This is a genomic window from Alteromonas sp. CH_MED4-4 (genome assembly GCF_037029575.1).
GTDB lineage: Bacteria > Pseudomonadota > Gammaproteobacteria > Enterobacterales > Alteromonadaceae > Alteromonas > Alteromonas macleodii.
Map to the genome: position 1 here is coordinate 1 of NZ_JAYMEU010000040.1, position 23,794 is coordinate 23,794.

Here is a 23,794-nt window from a genome sequence, read left to right on the forward strand (position 1 = left end):
TATCTCGTTGTTGCCCTATAAGCATGTGTTACCCAACGGTACATACTTTATTGAAGATGAGGAGAAGGGATGATTCGCCGGAAACCTACGGTTTCGACGTGGTCACTGGGTTCAAAACCGTAGGTTCTCGTTCAAATGCCCCCGCGGGTCCAAAATGGAATAGCTTGCGCTTTTTGTGGTTCAAAATCCCTTCGAAATTTAGGTGCACATAATGCAACAGATAGCCGCCGTCGTGTTAGTTGCAACAGCTGCTCCTCTCCGCTTTATCACGCTAAGCAATAATCTGTGTTGGGTTTTTGCTACCTACAAGCACATTTCTCAATAAAACAACTACCCAGAATTATCAAATAAGGGAAAACAATGGGACTTTTCACAAGTGGCTCCAAAGCTTCACCTAAACTTACTTGGGAACCTCTCAAAAATGAAGGTACCACTGGTGTAATAAGGTACACATATCGAACTAAGGTTCCTGGTGGGTGGTTAGTTACAGCAGCTGACACTCAAGGTGTGGGGGCAACTTTTATACCCGATCCTAACCATGAATGGGATGGAAACTCGCTGGAATAAATTATCGGAAAAAAACGCAGATTCTTACCTGTAAGCTGCTCGCAATGCTCACTCTCTTGTCGAGGTTATCACCTCATCACACATTGATAAGGTCATGTGTAAGGAGTGAAGGCTCAAAAAATCATGGTTTGTTTTCTATGCCCTGGTATTCGCTGGGGCGATTCGCCGCCTTGTAACACTTTTTGTTACTGGTGCACACCTTCCGTTCTCCATAGTAATGAAAGATTCGGACTAATCAAAACATATCGCCTTTTCTTTAGCTTCGTTATACCTGGCTTACAATACCCGCCATTTCCCAAGGTGTCTTAGTCACTACTTTTGTCAGTCGAGAAGTTCGCAGCAGTTGTAAAAATACTGCAGTCCACTAACGCTTCTGCGCGTGGGTCCCCTTTTCGCTTTCTACATGTCTTTGCTCTATCCCAGCCTTCATTAAAAGCAATCTCAATGAGCAGTTTCACTCTATTTCTGTCATTGGGGTTTAATCTAAGCATGAATTCTTCTAAAAACAGGTTTTTGGAGGCAGGTAATGCATCGGCAATCTGTTCTTTTACGGCTCTAACTTCACTGTCGGCACTGACGTTGTAATGCTTTGAGAATAGGAGTTCAAATACCTCATCATAGTTACTGGCATGCAATTCAGCTTTTGCCATATCAATGATTGTTTTGGTTTGGGGGCTCACATCTATGGTGTCAGTGCGTTTGATACCGCGGTGCTTATAAGCCCGATAGCGATTTTGAAATTGCTTAATTGAGGCCTGGGGTAACCACGCTCGCATAGCCGAATATAGGGCTTTTGGGGCCAGTGTTTGCCATTCTTTTATTGTTACACTGTCAGCATTTACGAGGGCTTCTTTGTCTTTCAGATACGTTGATTCGGGTATGGAAGATAGAAACTTTACTAGGTGGTTGGCTAGATAGTCAGACCACAACTCTTGCTCTTTTTGTGCTTTGAACAAGGTGAAAGATTGTTCAAATTCACCTAGCTTTTGAGGCTTAATATGTTTTCTCAACGCGATGAAGCCCATGCTTTTTCCTAACGCTAAAACATCACGCTCGAGCTTGTCTATATTTACGTTGGTAACCTTATCCTTTTCCTGTAAGGTTGATAAGAACGTGTTTAATTGCGCATGTAGAAATTGTTGCCAAAGGCTTTGGTCAGACATTGTTCACCCCTTCTTCTTCTTGTCTCTCATATTACCTTAAAAACAAAAAAGAATGAAAGCGTTACTAGTAACGCTATTTGTATTACGTATCGTTGTACTAAGAATAAGATATAAATAAAGCGTTACTAGTAACGCAAAAGAGATTTCTTGATCTGCCCTCTCCCCTGCTCTATTATTCAATATAAGTCGAATTATCTTAAATTATAAAAAAGCACCTATTTATGAGCGCAATGTTAATTCATGTAGAAAATGTACCGATGGCGATCGCTGAATCAGATCGAGATCGCGTAATTGGAAACTTACGTGAGTTAAAGGACGATGTATGGGAATTGAAGTCAGAAAATACGAAACGCGCTTATCAGTATGACTTTAATCAGTACCTAGGGTTTTGCAAAGATAATGCATTACCGGCGATGGCCAGTGATGTCAATGTGACTAAAACAACATGTCGTGCCTATCTGGACTACTTGATGTCGACCAAACTGAAGCATCATTCAATACGTCGAAAAATTGCGTCAGTGCGCTATTTCATTGGTGTAAGCGAATTGCCGGACCCGTGGAAACAGTCAAAACTCTTTGCCGAATACACCAACCATAAGATAAATCAAAAGCCCAGTCGTCAGTCTCAAGCCGCGCCTATGCGCCTTGAAATTATTGACGCCATCAATGCAAAACTCGATACGGATCCGCTGATTGGGTTACGTGACGCCGTCATCTTTAATACGGCGATAGACACGATATTCCGAGCATCCAATTTGTTAGCTATTGAGATCCATCACATCGATTTTGCTAAACAACGGATCTTTGCGCCTCGCTCCAAGACCGATAAATCAGGTAAAGGCCAGTACGGCTATATCTCAACAACCACTATCAATCTTATCGACAAATGGCTCACAAGAACGGGCATTGCGGATGGCCCCTTATTGAGAAAATTATCACCCAAGCAAACGGTACAAGATAACGCGATGCAATACCATGCACTCTTGGCCAGATATAAGAATTTAGCGGCAACACTCAATTTAGAATTCAAACCAAGCTGCCATAGTACCCGGGTCGGTGGGGTGGTAACCATGTTTGAACGAGGTATCTCATTAGATCAAATTCAAAAGGCCGGCGGGTGGACAAGTTCAGCTATGCCGATGCATTACGGTGAAGAGTTTGATGTCACAAAGACTGGGATGGCCAATGTACGATAAGACAACAGACTGATTGAAAAATGCTGTCCTAACAACTCACTGGTGACACAAACGGCTGCGCTTTCAAGCGCGGTTATTGCGCTGTTTCAAAATCGTGCTAATTTGGTTATTAATGCATGATAGCGCTAGTAAAATTCCCCTTAAGGAAAAATAGAAAAAAATCTGTTTTTTCACGAAAAAACCAGTGCTGACAGAGGTTTATATTTTATATTCGTTAATCTTACAAAACACTTGTTCAATCGGTGTTCACGTTATTAAGCAAGGGTATACAAAGATGTTTGTAACGTACTGACGGGTATAAAAAAATCATTTACGAAGGTAAAACTAGTGTTTTCTTTACAACAGTGAAAAACACAAACCTATTAGTAATTTACGGGCTGTGTTCATATTTCGCTTTCAGTCATTTATACAATCGTCATTAACTAACTCTGTGAGACCGACAATGAATGCTAAACCGAATCAGGCGCTAGACAATGACGATGACGTTGCACTTCATGGGGTGACCCTCGAACATGTTATCGTCGAAATTGATTCACTGAAATCAGAATTCGCTGACATTGAAGCCAGGCTTTACGAACAACTGCAGCTTGATGGCCAGTTAAAACCGATTGATGCGCCTTCTTTGCATAGGGCTACGGTGTGTGTTGAGATGGCGTCAAACCACTTAAATAGCTATGCCGTTACCTCCGATGTAAAAGTGGCAGTGGTGGCCATGCTGTTGCTAGACATTGAGCTTCAATATCGCCATTTCTCATCGATATGTCCTCGCTTATTGGGGAAAAAAGCCTCAGACATTGGCTATCGCGATATCTTTGTTAAATTCTTTGACCTCATTGCGCGAGAATTGGCGCGCTATGACAAGCAATCAGGTCGGGGCTCAGATGCTTCCTTCTCTGAACTCAGTGTTCTGGAGAAACATATACAAGAAGAAGTCGTAAAAGCCATTGCCCCGGTGAACAGCATAATTCAGTTAATTCTAAATGATTACGCGCTTTTATCGTCAATCTCCGGCGTTACGAAGCGGGCGCATAATAAAGACAGGCAACGCTACTTCAAAGTAGCTAAAAAAACCCGTGACGGTTACATCAGTCGTTTTAAAGCGAGCATCGCTGCTGCGTGGGAACAAGTGTCTGCGTTAAGTGAAGAGCTTATCGAACTCAAAGCAGCAAAGAAGACTCAGATCATGGCGCTCAACAAAGAGCTTAAAAAAACGCGCGAGAAAGCTCTTCAATTTCGAAGTGTGCCTAACCCGATGAGTGAGCTTTTAGGGATAGACATTGAAGTGAATAAAGACGAAGAAATCGCGTCATTGTCAAAAAAAGTAGACAGCTTAGAGGCCGTCAATACAGAGCTCCAACGGGAAACTGTCCGATTAAATAAATTGTTGTCTACTTCAGGGTTGTGAACATGGCTAATAAAATCTGTACTACAATTCATGGCATCAGTCTTGAGGAGCAAGGAGATCGATAGCGTTAATTTCATCGTTATTTTTTGTGAGCGGTTGCGTTCATTTTTTATCTAACGCGATTATACTGGGCGAGCTGAGTTGGTAGGCAGCAAAAGACAAACACCAGACGTTCGAGGAGTAACGATTTGGCCAAATTTACTGAGCCACGACACAACGATCTATATCAGGAGCATAGTATCTTGCTTGAATATAGATACCTACTGCCAAATGCAAGCAATAACCGTTATCTGGACAAAAACTCTATCAGTTTTGCTTGATATTCATCGATGCCATCAGGTGAGTGATTAATTAGAAACTCAAACACTTCAAACTCTGTTTTAAGCTTATTGTGTGAATATTGCTTCAGTAGAGATTTTCCCCGTTTTTTCGGTGAGTTTCCTCTAACGTTTAATCCTTCATCATAAATTTTGTCATGACGAGCATCCCAATAAAGCCCAAGTTCATGCTCTAAATCTTGGTAGGGCAAAAAGACAACATTTTTCAAATTCGCAAGGTTACCGACATTCAGTTGATCGCCGTCTAACGCACATAGGACATTCTCAGGGCCAGAAAAGAACTCCTGCGCCTCATTTCTATTTCGTATATCAACTGTATTCTGAGCACCACCGAAATGAATCACTATGTATTTGGAAAAAATCTGCTCGCCAGTTTTATGGATAAGATACTTTATGAAATTTGCTGATAACTCGTCTTCCGCAAGAATATAACGATCCCAGTTTTTGTGAAATCCAAACAAAATGCTCTTTGCATAATTGTGTGAGATCTCCCTTATAGAAACTTTCCCCTCTGAGTTTTCCATATAGTGCAATTCACCCTCGTTAAGCGTCTCCATTAAGGCCAGAGAGTGGGTCGTGAATATAACATTTACCTCATAAAGCTCGCATAGCCTTCGGAGCTCTTCGATAAGTTTAACTTGCGCTGATGAGTCAAGAGCAATATCAATTTCATCTATAACGATGCATTTACGCTTTTCATGTATGTATCTATACAAGTTTATTAGGAAATACTCTCCTGAGCTAAGGTAGTCTTCTCTGATATAAAAACGTTCTACTGGATCTCGCAAAATGGCGTAAAAAGTCTTGTTTTTGATGCTGACTTTTTTGAGACTATTGAATCTATCATCGCCATATACTCGATTGAGAAATTGAATAAGCTCTTCCGGCACTTCAAAATCACCATTTGCTATTTTCGAGCGGATATCTGAGTCGTACTTAACAAGCTCCTGAAAATGACTAAAACGTTTCCCGTGTGGGATAGGAAGCTCAACACCAAACAATTGCCTAATGTCTTTGTCAATGAGCTCCCTAGAGTCGATAGCTTTCAGCTTTTTGTTGAATACAAAACTATATGCCTTGTCTCCAACTTGATAGGAGATATGGCTTGAATCATCAAATATGTAGGGAGCTCCTGTCTGTTGAAAAGTATCATTGATAGATAGATTGCGGATTGCTCTAACGAGGGTAGTTTTTCCGCACCCGTTCTTACCTACCAAACACTGAAGTTGATTTAGCGAAAGATCGACTTCAAAAGAACAGTGCTCTATATGTTGTACGTTTTCAATTTCGACTGAAAGCAGCATTTCGTTACTTTGCCGACTTGTGCAAAAACATGTCTATGATTGTATTGCCGTACTTTTGGCGGAGTTTCAATAGATACTCTGGAGCCATTGCATTTGCGCCAATTAAGCGCCCAGACAACATCGAGATAACATTTTCGCGAGTAATAATCTTATCATTCTTAGTTTTTTTGTTTTTGAGTGCTAATCCGTAGCCTAAGAACTTGTCGTCGTTGGTTAAGTAGAAATGAAGCAATGTTTCGATTTCAACTTTATCGGCTCTATCAATCGAAATCTGTCCATTGGGCAAAATCACTACTCCGAGCAGTTTTACTTTCTGTCCTTTCTGTAAACAACGAGTCTTGGTTTCATTTAGTTTGATTTCCGCACCGACGAACTCTTGCAAAAGCCCACTAACCATGGCCGCAAGCTTTCTTAAAACCTCTTCATTGTCCGCAGACAAAATGATGTCATCAGCATATCTGGTGTAACTAACATCTAATTTATTCGATTGTATCAATAACTCTTTATCAAAATTTAACAGGCACATATTGCTTATGGCGGGAGACGTAGGAAACCCCAATGGAAGACCATTTTTATATGAGACAAGATTTAAAATGACATCTAGATATTCATGAACATCTGAAATAGGAACACTTCCCAATCCGTTACGGATCGAGTTACGTACTAGGGGTTTTGTTATGCTGCTAAAAAAATTCGATATATCCGTCTGAAAGAAAAATTTGTTTTTAGAGTGAGGTAATACTGCATCACGAACATTTACGCCTTTTCGATATGAAAAAACCACTTCAGTAGCAATAATTCCATAGTCAAACACGTTTTTTGCCAAAAAATGAAGTATGCGTTTGAGCCGTTCAGATGGTTTAACAATCTCGCGCTCTTTTATCTGGGTAACTTCAATGTTCTTATCAACGGAAAGATTAAGAAAGTCATCAAATGAGAGAGAGTTATGAAAATTGGAAACAAACACTTCTTGAAACGTTCTATAGCTTGCGTTTGTTTTCATTGCGATAAGCAGTCCCTGAAGAGCAATAGAGCATAGAGCAATCAAACCTTCGGTAAGCCATGACAAGCCAAGCGGGAGCGAAACGCCTCGAATCTCGAATAAACGATAATTTGATTCAAGAGGTTTACTACTTAACACTGCGGCCATTTAAAAAATTTAAATAGCCGCAGCGAAGAGTAACTGAATCATAGCCGGTAGTGACCTCGAATTTTTCGACTGAAGTTACTTCTAGTCACGAGGTATATGTGTAGTATATGGTTTTGAGTTGTTTTTTTCAATTCTTACTGATCCTCAAGGTTGGCTTGAAGCTCAAAAGAACAGCTATGTAATCACCCTTGAGCTCCATTTAGCTAGATAATTTCAACCCCAGAGGTCATTGCCAAAGGATGAGTCCACTGATAAACCGCATGCAATTTTTTCCTGACTAACATGCGTATACATCTTTGTTGAACTTAAACTTGCGTGTCATAACATCACATGTACATGCCGGCTCTCTGCATCGTTATCTAGCATTAATGTTACTGTTACATGCCTAAACAAATGACACGCTCCATGAGGCTGAAAACTTGCTTAACATATTTGGCGACCACATCAGATAACATGTTAGGCAAATAATCGTTTCCGTTATTAGCCCAAAAAACAATCACAACCAAAAATGGGACGAATTCGTTGCCAGTATAATGTGATCCATTCTAGCGCCCGTTGGCTGATTGGCACGATGCGTTGCCAGCGTCCTTTGCCATGAATGTTCTAGACACTGCGCACCAATTATTTTTTGCGCCTACCATCCGATCATAATCGCTATCAATTTTACATGGCTCTGAGCGTCAGCTTTACGTAAAGCGGAAGTTGGCCTTTACATATTTTTCATGTATATGAGCGTTCAAAAAAACATCAATTGTTTTGTAAAGGTGGAGCTAGCATAAGCGCTAGCTCTAACATATTAGGTTCGATTAAGCTGCGCAACAGGATAATTCAGATACGTCTTTATTGAAGGTTTGAGCGCATAGTTTTAACCCCTCTACCATTGTCAGGTAAGGAAATAGTTGTCCTGCTAATTCTTCAACTGTCATATTGTTGATAATGGCAATTGCTACGCTTTGAACAAGCTCACCACCTTCATGAGCCAATATTTGTGCGCCTATCAGCTTACCTGTGGATTCCTCTGCAACTAATTTAATAAACCCGTCAGTTTCAAAATTAGCTAATGCTCTAGGCACATTTTCCATTGGTAACACCCGACTTATCGTACTAATGCCTTGCTGGTTCGCTTGAGTTTCAGTTAATCCTACCGTAGCTACTTGGGGATCGGTAAAAATAACGGCAGGCATAGTCGTTAGATCTAAATTCACATCACCACCAGTCATATTCGTTCCTGCTCGGCTGCCTGCGGCTGCCGCTACGTAAACAAATTGTGGCATGTTCGAGCAGTCACCTGCTGCATATATACCTTCGACATTTGTTTGCATCTTTTCATCGACCATTACTTCGCCTCGCTCGGTAACTTGTACACCCACCGCTTTTAAGTTGAGTTTTTCTGTATTGGCATGACGTCCCGTTGATACAAGTAGTCTGTCAGAGGTGATTTGACCGTTGTTTGAGTCGATAATAAATTGTTTACCATCGTGGGCAATGTTTTTGGCACTCGTATAAGTAAGAACATTGATGCCTTCTTTTTTGAAACATTTCTCCAGTTCTTCACCTAATAATGGATCTTCACGATATAGTAAGGTATGCCTTGCAAGCACCGTCACTTCAGAACCCAACCGACGATACGCTTGAGCGATTTCCAGTGCCACTACTGATGAGCCTATAACAACCAAATGCTCTGGTAAATCAGTTGCAAATAGTGCTTCTGTTGAAGTCCAATAAGGCGTACCGCTCAACCCATTGATTGCTGGAATGGTGGGAGTAGATCCCGTAGCAATTAAAATTTTATCCGCACTGATTTCTTGTTGATCACCGTCTGGTTTATCAATAATCAGAGTGTTGGCGTTTTTAAAGCGTGCATAACCTTTGATAAGACTCAAAGAAGGGGTTGTATCTAAGATGTTCTGATATTTAGCATGTCTCAACTCCTCAACACGTGCCGATTGTTGCTGCGACAATAATGCTCGATTTAATTGCGGCTGGTGATTTTCAAGACCTGCAAATGGATTGTTACGTTGTTGCTCCGCGAGTTGTGCGGCTCTGATCAATATTTTTGATGGCACACAGCCTACATTTACGCAGCAGCCACCTATAACGTCTGCTCCCTCAATGATGGTAACTTTTGCGCCACCTTCAGCAGCCTTGGTTGCACAAGCGAATGCGCCAGATCCACTGCCAATAATGGCAACATGCAGATGTTTTTTATTTGATACAAACTGATCAGATGCACAACAAGAATCCCCCTGCGCATGAGATTGGTAGCCCTCTGACTCTAAGGCGTCAATTGCACTCTGGACGTTGAAATCTTCTGACGGAGTGATTGAGACTAAACTCTCTTCATAAGAGACTGAAACGTCAAGTACGCCTTCTAGTTTGATTATTTTATTGTGAACCTTAGGTGCACAACTGGGGCATGTCATGCCTTGAATACTTAACTTAATCATTTTAACTCCTTAGCGCCAATATTGTCAGTTGTGTCACATGTGCCATCATAGCGATGGTAAGCAGGTGAAAATATATCCCATAGCGATACCAAGACCATTAACCCTAGTGCTGAATAGGTTACGTATGTACTCCACCCATATTTAAACCAAGGGTACAAAGACAATAGTAAAAGGACGGGAGCTATCATACCGATGGCGCTTCGTCGCCATTGTTTATGACTCAGCCACCCTAAACCATTTAGTACGAGTACAACCCAAGCAAAAAAGGGCAATAAGGTATTGATAAACAGTCCTTCCCACTGACTCAGGAATCCCATTCCAATTGCAGCGCCTAAGCTGGCAATTGCAGGGAAACACATCGCACACCCCATCGCGGAAACGAGCGCTCCAATAGCACCTGCTTTTTCTCCAAAACGTGTGGTTATATTCAGTAGTTTCTTCATAAGACTACTTAACTTTCTTGGATGGGTAGCCCGCATTCGTTGTGGCATCAGTGAGTGCTTTGATGGTGGCCTTTTCGTCATCAAATGTTACCAACGCTAATTTAGTGTCATACGATACTTTGGCGAGTTTCACACCATCAACGTTTTCTAAGGCTTTTTTAACGGTAATCGGACAGGTCACACAGTTCATGGTAGGAACTTCCAGCGTAACCGTTTGTTCTTTTGCCACAACAGACGCCGCCGACACGCTAAGTAATAAACAAGTTATTAATTTTTTCATAATGATATTCTCCGTTTTAAAGATTTTTCGAAAACTTACGCAAACCAAATGATCCAGTAATTACTCGTCACAAGGACAAGTGCGACTAGTGCTGATACCCAAAAAGTGACTTGTCTGCGTTTTCTTGTTTTTGGAATTGCACATGCAGTGCCTTGCTCACATTTTTCGATAGGTCGATGAACTTTCCAGCCTGCGAACCCAAATGCAGCAATAACCAAAACTATAAAGATTGGTCTGTATGGCTCTAATAGCGTTAGGTTACTTATCCAAGAACCGCTAATGCCGAGTAAAAGCAAAACCAACGGTCCAGCACAGCATAATCCTGCACCAATGGCTGCAATTACCCCACTAATCAAAGGTAAGTTTGAATCTTGGTTCAATTTTTCATACTCCAGTTTATGAACTTAACTAGAGTATGAATGCCGTATCTAGGTACGGAGTCAAGCGTTTTTTGTTATTTTGAATTCGGTTGAAGTGAGTCAATGACTGGGCAGGTGTTTTTATCGGCATTAGAATGACATAAACCAACCAACTCGGTTAACGCCTTTTGTAATTTTTTTAAATCACTGATCTTATCGGCTACAGATTCTAGCTTGGCTTCAGCCAAATCTTGAACTTGGCTACACGGGGAGTCGTTTAATTTGAGTAGATTCTCGATCTCCTTTAGAGAAAAACCTAGTTCTTGGGTTCTTTTGATAAATCTGACTCTGTTAACTATTTCATCAGAGTAGTGTCGGTAGCCTGTTTCTGGCTTTGTGGGCTGTTCAATTAAACTTTTGCGCTCGTAAAAGCGGATAGTTTCGACATTCACCCCAACTTCTTTTACCAGTTTGCTAATAGTTCTGTTTGGCATAATGTGGCCTACTTTTGATAAATTCTCATTTCATTTTACATATATGCTGCTTATATCGACACGGTAAAATTAGTAACAGTAACCCTATCGATTATCTACTATTCATTCAAAATGGTTGTGGAGAAGGGTTCGCCGATTTAAAGCTTTATACTTTTGTAAAGCAGAATAAAATGTACATCGACAACCGACGAATATCGCTTGCTTTTTAGCTCTAATGGCTGCGGTGCACAGCGTATGTCTGTAAAGTTTTCTCCTGTACATAACCAAGACAATTAGCAAATCACACAAACCAAAGGTTCAATTAGAGTGAAACGCGCTAACAGACACTATCCGGCACACTCCAGAGATGCATTCTTGTAGGTGGGGATGAAAGCAATATTGCTTAAACCGGAAGTCCAAATGATGACCTGAATGTCCGCTGTTTGTCTTTAGGCGACCTTGACTATCAAACCAGTTTCTACCAAGTTTTGCACAAATCGGAAATGTCGCCATCTGGATGAAATTTCAATATCCAACCTTAGAATGCAAATAGCCCAAATAACATTGATGAAATGAGTTTATTCCGAGTGGTAGGCGGCGCAGAACATAATTCTGTTAGTGGCCAGATACGCTCCAGTTGCTCTCTTGCTTTAAAAATACATTCCATGCCCAACTGACCTTTATTAATCTTGTATTTTCGCGTATTGCACTTCAAAAGCGTCTACAGCGTGCAATTTTAAAAACCTTGCTAGATTGTCCAGGCGCCATGTCCGCAGCGCATCAGAACGGCCATGGCGCATAACGTATGCTGTTTTAGTATCAGCGTTAATTGCAAAAACAAAAAACTTAAGTTCATCATCTTTACTTTCCTGAGCGATGACTTTGGTGATCGCTTTATCGGTGAGTCGCTCAGCAAATGCACCTTCTTTTAAATGCAATAAACTATTCATAATAAACAATATGCCGTAATATTTGATACATAATGGCATATTGTCTTGATTGAACGCTAGAGGTTGTTGATCTTTGTATGAAAAGCAGCCGGCATAGCAACGAGGTATAATTGTTTCGCCAAAAATAATTAACCGTAATGTTGCTGTGCCAAGAACGATGTTAACAGATGATGCGTGGGAAATCCTAAAAGTACTGCTAAAGGAGAGTGGCAGAGTCTATAACAAATATGAGCACCGAAATACCCTGGAGGGCATACTTTACCGAATGCGTACCGGCATTCAGTGGCGGGATTTGCCATCTGAATTTGGTCTCTGGAATACGGTCTACCGACGATTTAATTTATGGTCGAAGAAAGGCATATTGCAAAAGTTATTTGAAAGCTTAGCCTCCGAGGGTGACCCAGAATGGTTGTTTCTTGATGGTAGTATAGTTAAAGCGCATCAGGATAGTAGCGGTGCTGCGGGTAAACAAGATGAGGCCATCGGAAAAAGTCGAGGTGGTAACTCAACGAAAATTCACCTTGCGGTAGATAGCGGTGGCCTGCCCGTTTATTTTGAACTATCCGGTGGTCAAGTGAACGACATCGTACATGCACAAAGTCTGATAATAAACTCCCCACAAGCCAATATTGTTTGTGCTGATAAAGGCTATGACAGTGAAGCTTTTAGAGCTTACGTAGAAGAAAGTGGAGCAGATGCCAATATTCCACGCAAACGAAATAACAAATTAGGTAATGACGATATGGACTGGTGCCTGTATCGATATAGGCATCTTGTTGAAAACGCGCATTTGAGGATAAAAAGGTACCGGGCAATATCAACAAGATACGACAAGCTAGCTCGAAACTATAGCAGTACAGTCGCATTGGCATTCATGATGATGTGGCTACCAATGTACTGCTGAACAAATAATGTTCAAAGATCAACAGCCTCTAGTGTCATCGTTTCCATTTAAATGCTCGTCTTTATGGCTACGAGGTTATCGCCATGGATGATAAGGTTGTCATCAAATGAAGGTGGTTTACCTTCCAACGGTAACGATTTATCCTCAACCGCTCTTAGCTCACTAAACGGTACTCCCACGGCAGAAGTATAATATTTTAATGTTGTTAAATCTACCTGATGGAAAATTTAGATCTGTGAGTTATTTGAGCAATCCCAATTAATGCAGGCTCCGACCTGTGAGTTGTTTTAGCTGTAGTGGAACAGTGACTTTGGCCATGTAATTAGAGTTGCTGGACTGGCCATGTCATATTGACCGCTACATCTACATCAACCACAACAGGCCGTTCGAGTAGGTGATTACACGAAAAAGCATTGAGGAAAAATAACAGTTTTATACTTATTAATCAGAATTTTAGTGTTAATAACAACTTTTACAGCAAAATGCAACTTGCGCGGAGATCTGAAAAGAGTAAGGAGTTTTATACTGTTACCAGAGGTTTACCTATGAACTTTATTGATGATGGCTTGATTTTGAAGTCAGTGGTCACTCAAGCAACCCTCTTACTGAAACCGAGAATTCCGGCGTAGGCAGGTGCATCAAGGAGCCTTCCCTTTGCAAGGTAACTGCTATTTTCACGGCTTCTGGGCCACCGACCTTGGGCAGTATTCGGCTTAACAAAGGTACGGTAGTAACGCTTATAAAACAGGCGCTGGAGTATGTAAGAGAGTGCATTGCTTTCGCTATGATGGCTTGCTCAAGCTTGGCGCAGTGAAAAAAGATTACTGACAAAAAGATCGATATTCAAAGTCAGTTCTTAGCTATGCTTGATAGATAACAACGCAACCAAAGCCGATGTTCATGCCTTATTGCCAAACTCACTTTCTCGCTGTAGCGCCTAAGCAAGTTGAAGACATCTTATCGTCATTTGCTAAGGAGAACTTTGTCGCTGGTCAGAAAGCTTACTGGCTAAATGATGGAGGCATTAACATCGACGCTGGTGAAAACGATATTCGGGCTTACTATTACGAGAATGAAGCAACTATAAAGTTCTTCTGTCGCGATGAGCGTAATATGACTATATACGATAGAAAGCTCAGAGCCTTTGCCGCCAAACATAGTGTCTCGCTTAATGAAGAAAGTTCTGGGTACTTATTTAATAAGCTTACCGGAAAATAATTATGATCAACTCACTTGATGTGCTGAAGTTAGCTAAACAGATCTCACGAGATAGTCTTTCTGATGCTCTCAGTCATGAACTGTTAACTCACGGGAATACGCTTTACGGTAAGCACACCGATTTCCCAAACTACATTGAACGCATCACGCCCAGAGGAAAAAAATCACTTGGGTTCTGGCGAAATGGTGAGTTCGAGGAAGTGATTTGCCTGCTATAAAAAACAAAGCCCCCGCTTAGAACACCGAGGGCGAATGGGTTGGGCTCACAAAGGTTAGATACAGATATTAAAATAAGCGAAACCATATCTATCCTTATCGTACATGACGTTAAGAATATGATTGTAAAGTCTATACTTAATAAAGAGTCAATAGGTACCTAAAAATCGTTCAGGTAAAACTTGGGCATTTACGAATAAATGCCCAAGAACACTACTGATCCCCTTTACTATGCACGAGTCGATAGAGTACAGGCAGCACTACCAGTGTTAGCAAGGTTGACGATATTATCCCGCCGATGACCACCGTGGCCAAAGGCCGTTGCACCTCTGCACCTATGCCCGTATTGAGCGCCATGGGCACAAATCCAAGGCTTGCCACTAGTGCTGTCATTAATACCGGACGCAAGCGAATAAGTGCCCCTTCAACAATGCTATTCACTAATTCTCCGGTTTCTAGCAAACGTTGCTTGATGAAGGACAGCATTACCAATCCGTTTAATACGGCAATCCCAGACAACGCGATAAATCCTACCGACGCGGATATGGATAAAGGCATATCCCTTAACCAAAGAGACATTACACCGCCTGTTAATGCCAAAGGGATACCTGTGAAGATAATCAACGCATCGCGTATAGAACCAAACGCAATTACCAGCATTGTCAAAATCACAAACAACGTAACCGGTACCACAATAGTCAATCGTTGACTCGCACTCTCGAGCTGCTCAAAGGTTCCACCATAGTCGAGCCAATAACCAGCAGGTAAATCTACTTCATCATTGATTCTCGCCTGAGCTTCTTCAACAAAAGTGCCAATATCTCTGTCACGCACATTTGCTGTGACAACAATACTACGTTTGCCATTTTCCCGGCTTATTTGGCTAGGTACTTCTTTAAATGCCAGTGTGGCTAATTCGCTTATCGGTACATGCTCACCAGAGGGCGTGACGATGGGAACGCTCTCAAGCTGAGTGAGTTCATTTCGAATGTCGTCGCCATATCGCACGACAATCTCAAAGCGTCTGTCGCCTTCAAAAATCATTCCAGCGGTTTCTCCACCTGTCGCAGCATTGAGCCATAACTGCAAGTCGGCTATATCCAAACCAAAGCGTGCCAATTGATCAGGCTTTGGTGTGACGGTGAAGATTGGAATGCCTTCTACCTGCTCAAGCCTCGCGTCATCAGCTCCTTCAATCGTTGAAATAACGGTCAAAATGTCAAAAGCAGATGCAAAGAGCGTATCTAAGTCATCCCCAAATAGCTTTATCCCCAAATCTGCCCTTACGCCACTAATCAATTCGTTAAAACGCATTTGTATAGGTTGCGTAAATTCATAATTATTGCCGGGCAAAGTAAACAAGTCCTCTTCAAACGTTTCCACTAACTCAGCTTTTGTCATTGATGGATCGGGCCATTGCTCCCGAGGCTTTAAAATAACAAACGTATCAGTAATGTTTGGTGGCATAGGGTCGGTGGCGACCTCACCCGTACCCGTGCGACCGAATACCGTCTGTACTTGCTCATACTGCATAAGTTTCGCTTCAAGAGTTTTTTGCATTTCAACTGCTTGTTCTACCCCTGTCCCAGGGATCCGTATTGCCTGTACTAAGATATCACCTTCATTGAGCTGGGGAATAAACTCGGAGCCTAATTTACTGCCCATCCATAAACTGCCGACAACCAAAGCACTCGCTGCTACTACCACTAGCCATCTAAAACGCAGCGCTCCCGTTAAAACAGGACGATAGACTGCCTTTGCACCTTTAATAATTGGGCTTTCTTTTTCGCTAATTTTACCTCTCATGAAAATTGCTATCGCCGCAGGCACTACGGTAAAACAAAATACCATTGCGGCAAGCAAAGCCATTATCACGGTCGCTGCCATGGGGTGGAACATTTTACCTTCGACGCCAGTGAGCGTGAACAAGGGGATATAAACAATGGTAATGATCAATACACCAAACAAACTGGGACGTATGACTTCATTAGTGGCTTCATATACAACATTCAGTCTTTCTTTGAGCGGTAGAGTTGCGCCGTTTTGCTTCTGGGATTCGGATAATCGCCTGATACAGTTTTCAACAATGATAACTGCGCCATCGACAATCAAGCCAAAATCAAGTGCGCCTAAACTCATTAAGTTAGCAGACACATCGGTTTTGACCATACCCGATATCGTGGCAAGCATTGCCAGGGGTATTACAGCGGCTGTAATAAGTGCAGCTCGCACATTCCCAAGCAAAACGAATAGCACAACGATGACAAGTAAAGCGCCCTCGACGAGGTTTTTCTGTACTGTGTCGATGGTTTTGTCAACGAGGCTTGTTCTATCGTAAACCGCTTCAAGGATAACGCCCTCGGGTAAGCTTGTTTTAATGGTTTCGAGCTTACTGTCCACAGCTTTGGCGACCGTACGAGAGTTTTCTCCCACTAACATCATTGTCGTGCCAATCACTGTTTCTTGGCCATTTAACGTGCCGGCTCCAGAGCGCAGCTCTTTACCGAGGTTGATTTGGGCGATGTCTTGAATTTTTACCGGTACGCCATCAATGACCTTAACAACCACTTGGCCGATATCGTCGATGCCCTTCAGTTGGGCTTCCGATCTGATCAGTACTTGTTGCCCATTTTGTTCTACAAAACCAGCGCCTTGATTCGCATTGTTGCGTTCTAGCGCACTGAGAAGGTCACCTGTACTTATCCCAAAGTTTATCATTGCGACTGGATTAGGATTCACATGATATTGCTTTTCAAATCCGCCTATCGCATAAACCTCGGTCACCCCCTCAACAAGCGACAATTGGGGCTTAACTACCCAATCATGGATCTCCCTTAATGCCATAGCATCATAGGGTTGACCGTTGTCCTGTCGCGCCTGAGGCTCAGCACTTAACGAGTACATGTAAATTTCACCCAAGCCTGTGGCGATAGGGCCCATTTCAGGGGTTAACCCTGTTGGCAATTGCGCCGCGATGGCGGTGAGACGCTCGTTGACGAGATTTCGTGCGAAATATAAATCGGTGCCCTCTTTAAACACGACTGTGACTTGCGACAAGCCATAGCGTGATATCGAGCGGGTATACGATAAATTAGGCAAACCGGCCAGCGAGGTTTCAACTATAAACGTTATGCGTTGCTCAGTCTCCAAAGGCGAGTAACCTGGGGTTGCGGTATTTATCTGCACTTGCACGTTGGTGATATCAGGCACAGCATCAATCGGCAGTTGTTTGTAACTGTACATACCAAAAAAGGCGACAAACAAGGCGAACAACATCATGACACCACGGCGCTCAATCGACAGACGGAGTATTCGTGCAATCATGCTCTCACCTCACCGTTTTTATGGACTTGGCTTTGCTTTTGACAATAAATGCGCAGGTAATTAGTCATCATCGCCCGCCTCCATTTTTAATAAATCAGCTTTTAGTAGATAGCTATTTTCTACAACGACTTGCTGGCCTATTTGAACGCCCTTCACAATCTCTACTAAACGGTTGTCCGTGTTCCCAAGTTTTACTTGGCGGGGGTAAAATCGTTCCCCTTCTTTGACAAAAACAATGGTTTGCCCATCTAACTCTTGTATTGAACTTTTGGGGAGTGCCAGATTGACTTCTTGGAAACCAATCTGAATATAACCCTCTACCATAGCGCCTAAAGGCCAATAACCACTGCCATTATCAACGTTCACAAACGCGATAGAATAGGGTTTGTCATCCGGTGAGGACGTAATGTGGCTTATACTTGATTGTTGCTGCAATTCCTCAAGCCTTAAAGTGACTTCCATATCAGCGGCAATATGAGTACGTTGTTTGGGGAAAATAGCCAATTGAGCAATTGCGCGAGAGTAATTAGCAACAGAAAGCAGCACTTGACCGTTGGTGAGCTCACCATCATTGGCGTGTCTAGCTATGATTTTTCCAGACATCGGTGAGGTGATTGAGTATTGATTTAAACTCTCGTTTGACTCAATGATTGCCAGCGTGTCACCTTTTTCTACTTTATCTCCAATATTCACCATGATACGTTTTACAACACCGTCGAAGCGGGCACGAATATGACTCAGTGACGCAGGATCATGAACTATCCGCCCAAATGTTCTGGTTGTGAGCGATAATGATCCTGACGCGGCTGAAGCAGTCACGATATCGTGTTCAAGCATCCGTTCTTGAGATAACACTACGTACTCGGGTCTTTCTTCGGCTTCCTCATCGTCATCATCAGCCAGGGCGACAGTAGCAAACAGTAAAGTAAGTAGCATGGCTAACACGCCAAGCAAGTCACGTGCGCTAGTGAGTAATGTAAATTGTGATGTATTCATTATTTTTTCTCTAGTAATTCTGATGATTGAGCAGACGTCGAGGGAGAGTCAGAAAACACGGGAATTCCCGTAAGTGCCTCTAGATCTGCGCTTCGAAGGTGGACTAAGCCTGCGGCTTTTATCAGTGTTCGTTGCATATCTATGAGTTGCTGTTGCGTTGTCACCCACTCTATATAGTTGTAGCGACCACTTTCATAGCCATCCCGCGCCAATTTCAATGCAGATTCCAATGTGGGAACGACATTGTCTTGAAGGGTCGTAACAGTGAGCAAGGCTTGATCTTTTGCACTAATGACTTGATTTAATTGGCGAGTGAGTTCACGAATTTTCGCTTGTTTTTGATAGTCGATACTGTCAAGCAATGCGCGCTGTTGTTCGTATTCTCCTAGATTCCGCTGCTTGGTATTTAACGGCACCGAAATACTGGCGACTAACGCTGTGTCATTAATTCCCTGCATTCTTCGGATACCGGCTTCCCACGCAATGTCGAACTGCTGACTGGCCTGAACCACTCTCAATCTGGCCTCTTGTACCCGATAGTTATCAGCATAAAGCAGAACGTGTGGATTGCTTTGAAGCTGTGAAAGCATATGTTCAAGTGATAGTGAATTTGGAAACGATAACAGTGTCCCTTCAACTTCCGCAAACGCAGCGTTAGTGTCACCCCACATGATGGCCAGGTCGCGTTTATACTCATTGAGTTTTTGTTCACTTATCAATAACGACAAACGCGCCTGCGACAACGCTGACTCTGCACGTTTTTTCTCAAGTGGTGAAGAAGCCCCCGCTTCAACCCGTGTAGAGACTGTCTGAAGCATTGTGCGAGCCAGCATTTCAGCTCGTTGCTCAGTCTTGTGCAACGCTTGTTGGACAATGACATTGATATATCGTCGAGTTGTTTCACCCAAGATGTCCAGCGTACGAATGCGCCGTTGTGTAAGCAGTTGTGCTTTTTTTGAACTCACCACATTCATTCGGCCGCTGACTTTATCTCCAAGCTCGATGACCGACGATAAGGTCAGTGTCAATTCGGCATCTTTGATACCAGACACTTCGCCTGTTCCCAACACATTTTCAACTTCAACCCCAACAGACATTTCAGGTCGTAAGCTGGCCATTTTTGATTCACCATCCAAAGCCGAAGATTTAAATTCGAACACAACTAAATCTGGGTTGTTTGATAATGTGCGTTTGAGCGCATTTTCAAGCGTGATTGAAGACTTTTGCGCATTGGCAGATTGAACAGATATGCTCATGGTTACCAGTGCAGCAGATATCAATTTCAGATACGCTGAGCTAGCTTTTTTTATGCCCAATGGGCGTGAAGAACTCATAAAAGAACCTTTTGTTCATAAGATAACGACATACATGGAAAGCACCCATGCAAACATATAGGAGGGAATGGATTAATGTTGAGGTGGGCGCAAAAGGCCTTCGACTAGGCCGTCAGTGACGTTGCGGGAATAACTGTATTGATTGGTATATAACGGTTTAGATACGTCATTTATTGGGTGTTGTGCCAGAAACTTAATCTGTCCACATTGACACAGCACACAATGGAAACACTTAGACTCTTCACTCGACGTATTATCACCAGCATTTACATTTTTTTCGGGAACATCATAAGTGCCTATCGACTTTGATTGTTCAGGGACTGACGATACCTCCGCAGGGTAGTCATCGCATTGAGCGGCGAACGAAAAGCCCGATTGACACATGAGCAAAGTAATAAGTAGCCATGCCAACCTACGCAGTTTTGATGTGCAATTAAAAATTGGCATTTTCTTATCAACTTTGCGCATTAAGCGCTCGCTGTCTTTCATTTCCAGCATCTTCGAGGATCATTTTTGCCCCGCGCAACACAACGCACGAAACTATCACACCGATAACCAGATCAGGCCATCGAGAATCGAGCCAAAACACCAAAACGCCAGCAAAGATAACACCTAAGTTGGCAATCACATCGTTGGCTGAAAATATCCAGCTTGCCCGCATATGCACTTCTTCATTTCTTTGTTTGCGTATGATCACAAGACAAATGACATTAGCAATCAGTGCAACTGCCCCCATAGCCATCATTAGTCCCGATACAGGTTCGCTACCGTAAATTGACCGTCTTACAATATCAATGATAATCAACACACCCAGTGCCATCTGAAAAAAGCCGCTAATTCTAGCCGCATTGGCTTTGTGCAATAGCGATTTACCAATAGCATAAAGGGCAACACCATAGACAACTGCGTCGGCGAGCATATCAAGTGAATCGGCTATTAATGCGGTTGAATCAGCAAGCAACCCGATCCCCATTTCTATAACAAACATTGTCGCGTTTATTCCCAAAAGCCAATACAAAACCTGTCGTTGAGACTGGTCTTTTATTTCAACTTCGCACCCACATCCGCTCATTAGAAACACACTCTTTACTGATGAATAGTATGAGTATAAAGTCTATACTTGGTATAGAGTCAACGGTTAGGAGAAAAAAATGAAAATTGGTGATGTCGCAAAGACGACAGGTTGTAGTATTCAGACCATTCGTTTTTATGAAAAGAAGGGGCTCTTGCCTGAGCTTAAGCGCTCAAGTGGAAATTATCGTGTCTACGACAAGGGGACTATTGAACAACTCCTGTTTATCAAACAGTGTCGTTCATTAGATATGTCTATCATGGAAGTAAAAACGCTAATGGACAGTCGTTCGAGGCCAGATCAGAGCTGTTCAAATATCAATACGTTAATAGCTAAGCATTTATCAGACGTCATTATTCGCATTGAAGAGCTAAACGCATTAAAGTCATCACTCGAAAATATGGCGTCATCGTGTGACCAAGACAAAACCATTAGGGACTGTGGTATTTTAAATTATTTACACACTTAAAATTGTAAGAAGAACACAATTTCACTGTGCGCGCTCACCTTAACTTGTATCTATCGGCTAACATTCGTCATTTGTGTAGATTTATAAGGCAAAAATCAATAGCCTGATATTCAGCGTTTGTAGTCTACCGTGTACGATTTTCTGCCATTGACCCGTAGAGATTTTTACAATTCGCACCGTTCTTTACCAACAAGTTTTATCTCTGAATCGAAAACGCTGAGCATTTATTTTACAGTCTCAGCGTACTAGAGACGTAGATATTGGCCACAAACTTCACTGGCAGCTCTCAAGTCTCGAGCTTTTTGGGTTTTCAAATTCAAATCAGAAATAATCGACTATCCTTGAAAGAACAATTGTAGAAACGATAGCGAAGCCTAAGTAAATCAACACATTTGGAAACTTCTTTAGCTCATCCACTTCTGCATCTCCCTCAAGAAGCATACTATTTACTATTGTGAGTGGAATAAATGTTAAAAAGCCCAATAGATTCAGTGGATGAGCAACCGCGACTCCCCCGACAACAAATACAAGTTGTAGTACAAAAACAAACTTCACAAAGGAGTTTGAACGTTTAGTCGTGCTACCTACATCAACCAAAAATGAATAACTAAAATACGGATATAAAATACTTTTTACAAAGATAACCAAGTCGAATTCTTCGACTTTAGCTTTCCTACTAAAATTTTTGTAATAGTAATAAATGTTAAACAGCCCAAGAGTAGCAAACGAAATTGCCATCAATTTCGAGCTGTTTACTGCATAAAGTTTTGATTTCAATAGTTACTCCAAAATTTCTTTGACCGCATTTACAGCATCCGCTATTGCAGTTGTTGATTGTGTGACTTTAACCTCCACTCCTACAGAGGCAGAAACACCAATCTTTCCTTTAGCATCACCTTGCGGTTCAGAGACGCTTCCTTGCGGTTGTATGTCACCATTGATTGTTTTTTCAGAAACTAAGTCCTGTGCAACCGCAAATGGCCCAACAGCCGCGTCTGCATTCACTGAAGTCTCTACTATTGTTTCGTTTTTGGCCACATCGCCACTTGGTGACTGTTGATAGCTAGGTGTTAATGATAAACCAGCCCCCAGTCTAGGACTTGCACTAACAGAAGCCGACAACTCCAATGTCTGATCATCGAACGACAATGAAAGAGAGACTCTCGCTCCAGCAACAGCTATCGCTTCACCTGTTACGCTAACAGTATGTTTTTCTCTACCATCAGGGTCAACGTATTTATAGGGATTATTGCTTACGTATGAGTATCTGTTAAATGTAGATATGTCAGAGAGTTTGAATCCAACAGGATCATTCGAGTAAAAACGACCTATAACTGGATCATAGTATCGTGCCTGCATATAGCTTAAGCCCAATTCACTATCGAACTTGTGTCCCGCATAGCCTATTTCATTACTAGCAGTCTCATAGGTATCCCCAAATGGCTTATAGTGTCGTCGACTATTGTTAATAAGTGTTCCACTATTGTTAGATTGCGCCGTAGTGCTGCCTAGAATATCAGTATGAATAAAACTTGCTGATGAACTAGAATCTTTTGCTATGAGACGACTTCCAATATAAATGTAGTTTTTCCAAACGCCATTACTCTCACTGAAGAGAAGCTTTCCATCTTGACTGTAATGATAATATGCCGTGCTCCCGCTCTTCGCAGACTTTACTCGGCGATTGAATCCATCATAGGTAAATGAAAATCCGTTCGCCGCAGTCATCTGATTCGCCAAGTTGTAACTCATACTAAAGTGACTGTTATGAATAATATTGCCACGAGTATCGTAGTTAAAGTAACCATAGGCTTTTGCTTTGCTTCCAGAAGAACTGATACTTTTAAGTCGACTTTGGTTTGAATCAATAGAATAGATTAATGTGAATCTGTTTGAACTCAAGCTGTAACTGCTTTTGGAAACTAGAGTTATCAGGGATGAAGGAATTACCGAAGTTGTGCGTATGCTCCTATAGTAATCCCAAATATATCTGCATAAGCGACTCGAATAAAAGCGCCAAGATCATAGCCCAGATTTAAATCAGTTTTGAGATAATAAAGTCAGCTTTCAACCGTGCTTTTGGTTCTGAAACGTTTGCTAAGCCATACCCTCAAACTTCTTTAAGAGAGAAGCAAAGAGTGCTCTATTGTTCGCTTTTTAGTATCTAAAAAGACAATAATTTGCGA

At 42.0% G+C, this 23,794-nt stretch carries 23 protein-coding genes; 7 read left to right on the top strand and 16 right to left on the bottom strand.

Going from position 1 to position 23,794, the window contains the following annotated elements; translation table 11 throughout:
- Nucleotides 1-360 precede the first annotated feature (360 nt).
- Nucleotides 361-567, top strand: a complete 207-nt coding sequence (locus WA381_RS19325) for a hypothetical protein (protein WP_289622244.1) — start codon at nucleotides 361-363, stop codon at nucleotides 565-567.
- Between the two features lie 305 nt (nucleotides 568-872).
- Here WA381_RS19325 and WA381_RS19330 read toward each other — a convergent pair whose 3' ends face one another.
- Nucleotides 873-1,730 carry a hypothetical protein gene (locus WA381_RS19330; protein ID WP_156087444.1) on the bottom strand — a complete coding sequence of 286 codons (858 nt, stop codon included), beginning with the start codon at nucleotides 1,728-1,730 and terminating at the stop codon, nucleotides 873-875.
- A gap of 221 nt (nucleotides 1,731-1,951) precedes the next feature.
- Here WA381_RS19330 and WA381_RS19335 point away from each other — a divergent pair, with 221 nt between their 5' ends.
- Nucleotides 1,952-2,926 carry a tyrosine-type recombinase/integrase gene (locus WA381_RS19335; protein WP_061487031.1) on the top strand — a complete coding sequence of 325 codons (975 nt, stop codon included), beginning with the start codon at nucleotides 1,952-1,954 and terminating at the stop codon, nucleotides 2,924-2,926.
- A 442-nt stretch (nucleotides 2,927-3,368) separates the two neighbouring features.
- A complete protein-coding gene (locus WA381_RS19340) occupies nucleotides 3,369-4,331 on the top strand; it encodes a hypothetical protein (RefSeq protein WP_156079178.1) in 963 nt (320 codons plus the stop codon).
- A gap of 286 nt (nucleotides 4,332-4,617) precedes the next feature.
- Here WA381_RS19340 and WA381_RS19345 read toward each other — a convergent pair whose 3' ends face one another.
- From WA381_RS19345 to WA381_RS19380, 8 genes are all read right to left on the bottom strand, one after another.
- Nucleotides 4,618-5,973 carry an ATP-dependent nuclease gene (locus WA381_RS19345; RefSeq protein ID WP_156079177.1) on the bottom strand — a complete coding sequence of 452 codons (1,356 nt, stop codon included), beginning with the start codon at nucleotides 5,971-5,973 and terminating at the stop codon, nucleotides 4,618-4,620.
- 4 nt (nucleotides 5,974-5,977) lie between these two features.
- Nucleotides 5,978-7,123 carry a reverse transcriptase domain-containing protein gene (locus WA381_RS19350; protein WP_156079176.1) on the bottom strand — a complete coding sequence of 382 codons (1,146 nt, stop codon included), beginning with the start codon at nucleotides 7,121-7,123 and terminating at the stop codon, nucleotides 5,978-5,980.
- Nucleotides 7,124-7,929: 806 nt separating this feature from the next.
- Nucleotides 7,930-9,570, bottom strand: coding sequence for a mercury(II) reductase (gene merA, locus WA381_RS19355; RefSeq protein ID WP_156087445.1), 1,641 nt, complete (start codon nucleotides 9,568-9,570; stop codon nucleotides 7,930-7,932).
- Nucleotides 9,567-10,013, bottom strand: a complete 447-nt coding sequence (gene merC / locus WA381_RS19360) for an organomercurial transporter MerC (protein WP_020743017.1) — start codon at nucleotides 10,011-10,013, stop codon at nucleotides 9,567-9,569. The genes merA and merC overlap by 4 nt, the downstream gene beginning before the upstream one ends.
- Nucleotides 10,014-10,017: 4 nt before the next feature.
- On the bottom strand, nucleotides 10,018-10,293 hold the full coding sequence (merP, locus tag WA381_RS19365; RefSeq protein WP_020743018.1) for a mercury resistance system periplasmic binding protein MerP: 276 nt from the start codon (nucleotides 10,291-10,293) through the stop codon (nucleotides 10,018-10,020).
- A 35-nt stretch (nucleotides 10,294-10,328) separates the two neighbouring features.
- Complete coding sequence (locus WA381_RS19370) at nucleotides 10,329-10,673, bottom strand: mercuric transporter MerT family protein (RefSeq protein ID WP_020743019.1); 345 nt, start codon at nucleotides 10,671-10,673, stop codon at nucleotides 10,329-10,331.
- 74 nt (nucleotides 10,674-10,747) lie between these two features.
- Entirely contained in the window at nucleotides 10,748-11,146 is a 399-nt protein-coding gene (merR, locus tag WA381_RS19375; protein WP_156087446.1) for an Hg(II)-responsive transcriptional regulator, read from the bottom strand.
- 662 nt (nucleotides 11,147-11,808) lie between these two features.
- The gene (locus WA381_RS19380; RefSeq protein WP_069945580.1) at nucleotides 11,809-12,075 is read right to left on the bottom strand and encodes a hypothetical protein; all 267 of its coding nucleotides are present in this window, start codon (nucleotides 12,073-12,075) and stop codon (nucleotides 11,809-11,811) included.
- A gap of 145 nt (nucleotides 12,076-12,220) precedes the next feature.
- On the opposite strand from WA381_RS19380, the gene WA381_RS19385 reads away from it, so the two are divergent.
- From WA381_RS19385 to WA381_RS19395, 3 genes are all read left to right on the top strand, one after another.
- The gene (locus tag WA381_RS19385; RefSeq protein ID WP_156087447.1) at nucleotides 12,221-12,979 is read left to right on the top strand and encodes an IS5 family transposase; all 759 of its coding nucleotides are present in this window, start codon (nucleotides 12,221-12,223) and stop codon (nucleotides 12,977-12,979) included.
- A gap of 900 nt (nucleotides 12,980-13,879) precedes the next feature.
- Complete coding sequence (locus tag WA381_RS19390) at nucleotides 13,880-14,197, top strand: hypothetical protein (protein ID WP_061487026.1); 318 nt, start codon at nucleotides 13,880-13,882, stop codon at nucleotides 14,195-14,197.
- 2 nt (nucleotides 14,198-14,199) lie between these two features.
- On the top strand, nucleotides 14,200-14,415 hold the full coding sequence (locus tag WA381_RS19395) for a hypothetical protein (RefSeq protein WP_061093927.1): 216 nt from the start codon (nucleotides 14,200-14,202) through the stop codon (nucleotides 14,413-14,415).
- A gap of 211 nt (nucleotides 14,416-14,626) precedes the next feature.
- Here the strand turns inward: WA381_RS19395 and WA381_RS19400 are convergent, their stop codons facing one another.
- The 5 genes from WA381_RS19400 to WA381_RS19420 all read right to left on the bottom strand — a co-directional run bounded on the left by WA381_RS19400 (nucleotide 14,627) and on the right by WA381_RS19420 (nucleotide 21,139).
- Entirely contained in the window at nucleotides 14,627-17,737 is a 3,111-nt protein-coding gene (locus tag WA381_RS19400) for an efflux RND transporter permease subunit (protein WP_156087448.1), read from the bottom strand.
- A 60-nt stretch (nucleotides 17,738-17,797) separates the two neighbouring features.
- Complete coding sequence (locus WA381_RS19405; protein ID WP_015065925.1) at nucleotides 17,798-18,733, bottom strand: efflux RND transporter periplasmic adaptor subunit; 936 nt, start codon at nucleotides 18,731-18,733, stop codon at nucleotides 17,798-17,800.
- On the bottom strand, nucleotides 18,733-20,067 hold the full coding sequence (locus tag WA381_RS19410; RefSeq protein ID WP_029937684.1) for a TolC family protein: 1,335 nt from the start codon (nucleotides 20,065-20,067) through the stop codon (nucleotides 18,733-18,735). Before WA381_RS19410 ends, WA381_RS19405 begins: the two co-directional genes overlap by 1 nt.
- 72 nt (nucleotides 20,068-20,139) lie before the next feature.
- Nucleotides 20,140-20,556 (bottom strand): hypothetical protein, encoded by a 417-nt coding sequence (locus tag WA381_RS19415; protein ID WP_015065927.1) that lies wholly within the window; start codon nucleotides 20,554-20,556, stop codon nucleotides 20,140-20,142.
- The gene (locus tag WA381_RS19420) at nucleotides 20,522-21,139 is read right to left on the bottom strand and encodes a cation transporter (protein WP_156079174.1); all 618 of its coding nucleotides are present in this window, start codon (nucleotides 21,137-21,139) and stop codon (nucleotides 20,522-20,524) included. The genes WA381_RS19415 and WA381_RS19420 overlap by 35 nt, the downstream gene beginning before the upstream one ends.
- Before the next feature lie 79 nt (nucleotides 21,140-21,218).
- Here WA381_RS19420 and cadR point away from each other — a divergent pair, with 79 nt between their 5' ends.
- Nucleotides 21,219-21,608: a Cd(II)/Pb(II)-responsive transcriptional regulator gene (cadR, locus tag WA381_RS19425; protein ID WP_015065929.1), complete on the top strand. Its 390-nt coding sequence runs from the start codon at nucleotides 21,219-21,221 to the stop codon at nucleotides 21,606-21,608.
- 321 nt (nucleotides 21,609-21,929) lie between these two features.
- Here the strand turns inward: cadR and WA381_RS19430 are convergent, their stop codons facing one another.
- Together WA381_RS19430 and WA381_RS19435 are read right to left on the bottom strand one after the other, a co-directional pair.
- Nucleotides 21,930-22,385 carry a hypothetical protein gene (locus WA381_RS19430; RefSeq protein WP_139125469.1) on the bottom strand — a complete coding sequence of 152 codons (456 nt, stop codon included), beginning with the start codon at nucleotides 22,383-22,385 and terminating at the stop codon, nucleotides 21,930-21,932.
- 3 nt (nucleotides 22,386-22,388) lie between these two features.
- Complete coding sequence (locus WA381_RS19435) at nucleotides 22,389-23,510, bottom strand: RHS repeat-associated core domain-containing protein (RefSeq protein ID WP_061487024.1); 1,122 nt, start codon at nucleotides 23,508-23,510, stop codon at nucleotides 22,389-22,391.
- Between the last annotated feature and the right edge of the window lie 284 nt (nucleotides 23,511-23,794).

Coding starts and splice junctions, on each gene's coding strand:
- cadR (WP_015065929.1), top strand. CDS start 21,219: ATGAAAATTGGTGATGTCGCAAAGACGACAGGTTGTAGTATTCAGACC.
- merA (WP_156087445.1), bottom strand. CDS start 9,570: ATGATTAAGTTAAGTATTCAAGGCATGACATGCCCCAGTTGTGCACCT.
- WA381_RS19405 (WP_015065925.1), bottom strand. CDS start 18,733: ATGAATACATCACAATTTACATTACTCACTAGCGCACGTGACTTGCTT.
- WA381_RS19410 (WP_029937684.1), bottom strand. CDS start 20,067: ATGAGTTCTTCACGCCCATTGGGCATAAAAAAAGCTAGCTCAGCGTAT.
- WA381_RS19420 (WP_156079174.1), bottom strand. CDS start 21,139: ATGAGCGGATGTGGGTGCGAAGTTGAAATAAAAGACCAGTCTCAACGA.
- WA381_RS19340 (WP_156079178.1), top strand. CDS start 3,369: ATGAATGCTAAACCGAATCAGGCGCTAGACAATGACGATGACGTTGCA.
- WA381_RS19415 (WP_015065927.1), bottom strand. CDS start 20,556: ATGAAAGACAGCGAGCGCTTAATGCGCAAAGTTGATAAGAAAATGCCA.
- WA381_RS19335 (WP_061487031.1), top strand. CDS start 1,952: ATGAGCGCAATGTTAATTCATGTAGAAAATGTACCGATGGCGATCGCT.
- WA381_RS19400 (WP_156087448.1), bottom strand. CDS start 17,737: ATGATTGCACGAATACTCCGTCTGTCGATTGAGCGCCGTGGTGTCATG.
- WA381_RS19345 (WP_156079177.1), bottom strand. CDS start 5,973: ATGCTGCTTTCAGTCGAAATTGAAAACGTACAACATATAGAGCACTGT.
- merR (WP_156087446.1), bottom strand. CDS start 11,146: ATGCCAAACAGAACTATTAGCAAACTGGTAAAAGAAGTTGGGGTGAAT.
- WA381_RS19330 (WP_156087444.1), bottom strand. CDS start 1,730: ATGTCTGACCAAAGCCTTTGGCAACAATTTCTACATGCGCAATTAAAC.
- WA381_RS19325 (WP_289622244.1), top strand. CDS start 361: ATGGGACTTTTCACAAGTGGCTCCAAAGCTTCACCTAAACTTACTTGG.
- WA381_RS19390 (WP_061487026.1), top strand. CDS start 13,880: ATGCCTTATTGCCAAACTCACTTTCTCGCTGTAGCGCCTAAGCAAGTT.
- WA381_RS19350 (WP_156079176.1), bottom strand. CDS start 7,123: ATGGCCGCAGTGTTAAGTAGTAAACCTCTTGAATCAAATTATCGTTTA.
- WA381_RS19380 (WP_069945580.1), bottom strand. CDS start 12,075: ATGAATAGTTTATTGCATTTAAAAGAAGGTGCATTTGCTGAGCGACTC.
- merC (WP_020743017.1), bottom strand. CDS start 10,013: ATGAAGAAACTACTGAATATAACCACACGTTTTGGAGAAAAAGCAGGT.
- WA381_RS19395 (WP_061093927.1), top strand. CDS start 14,200: ATGATCAACTCACTTGATGTGCTGAAGTTAGCTAAACAGATCTCACGA.
- merP (WP_020743018.1), bottom strand. CDS start 10,293: ATGAAAAAATTAATAACTTGTTTATTACTTAGCGTGTCGGCGGCGTCT.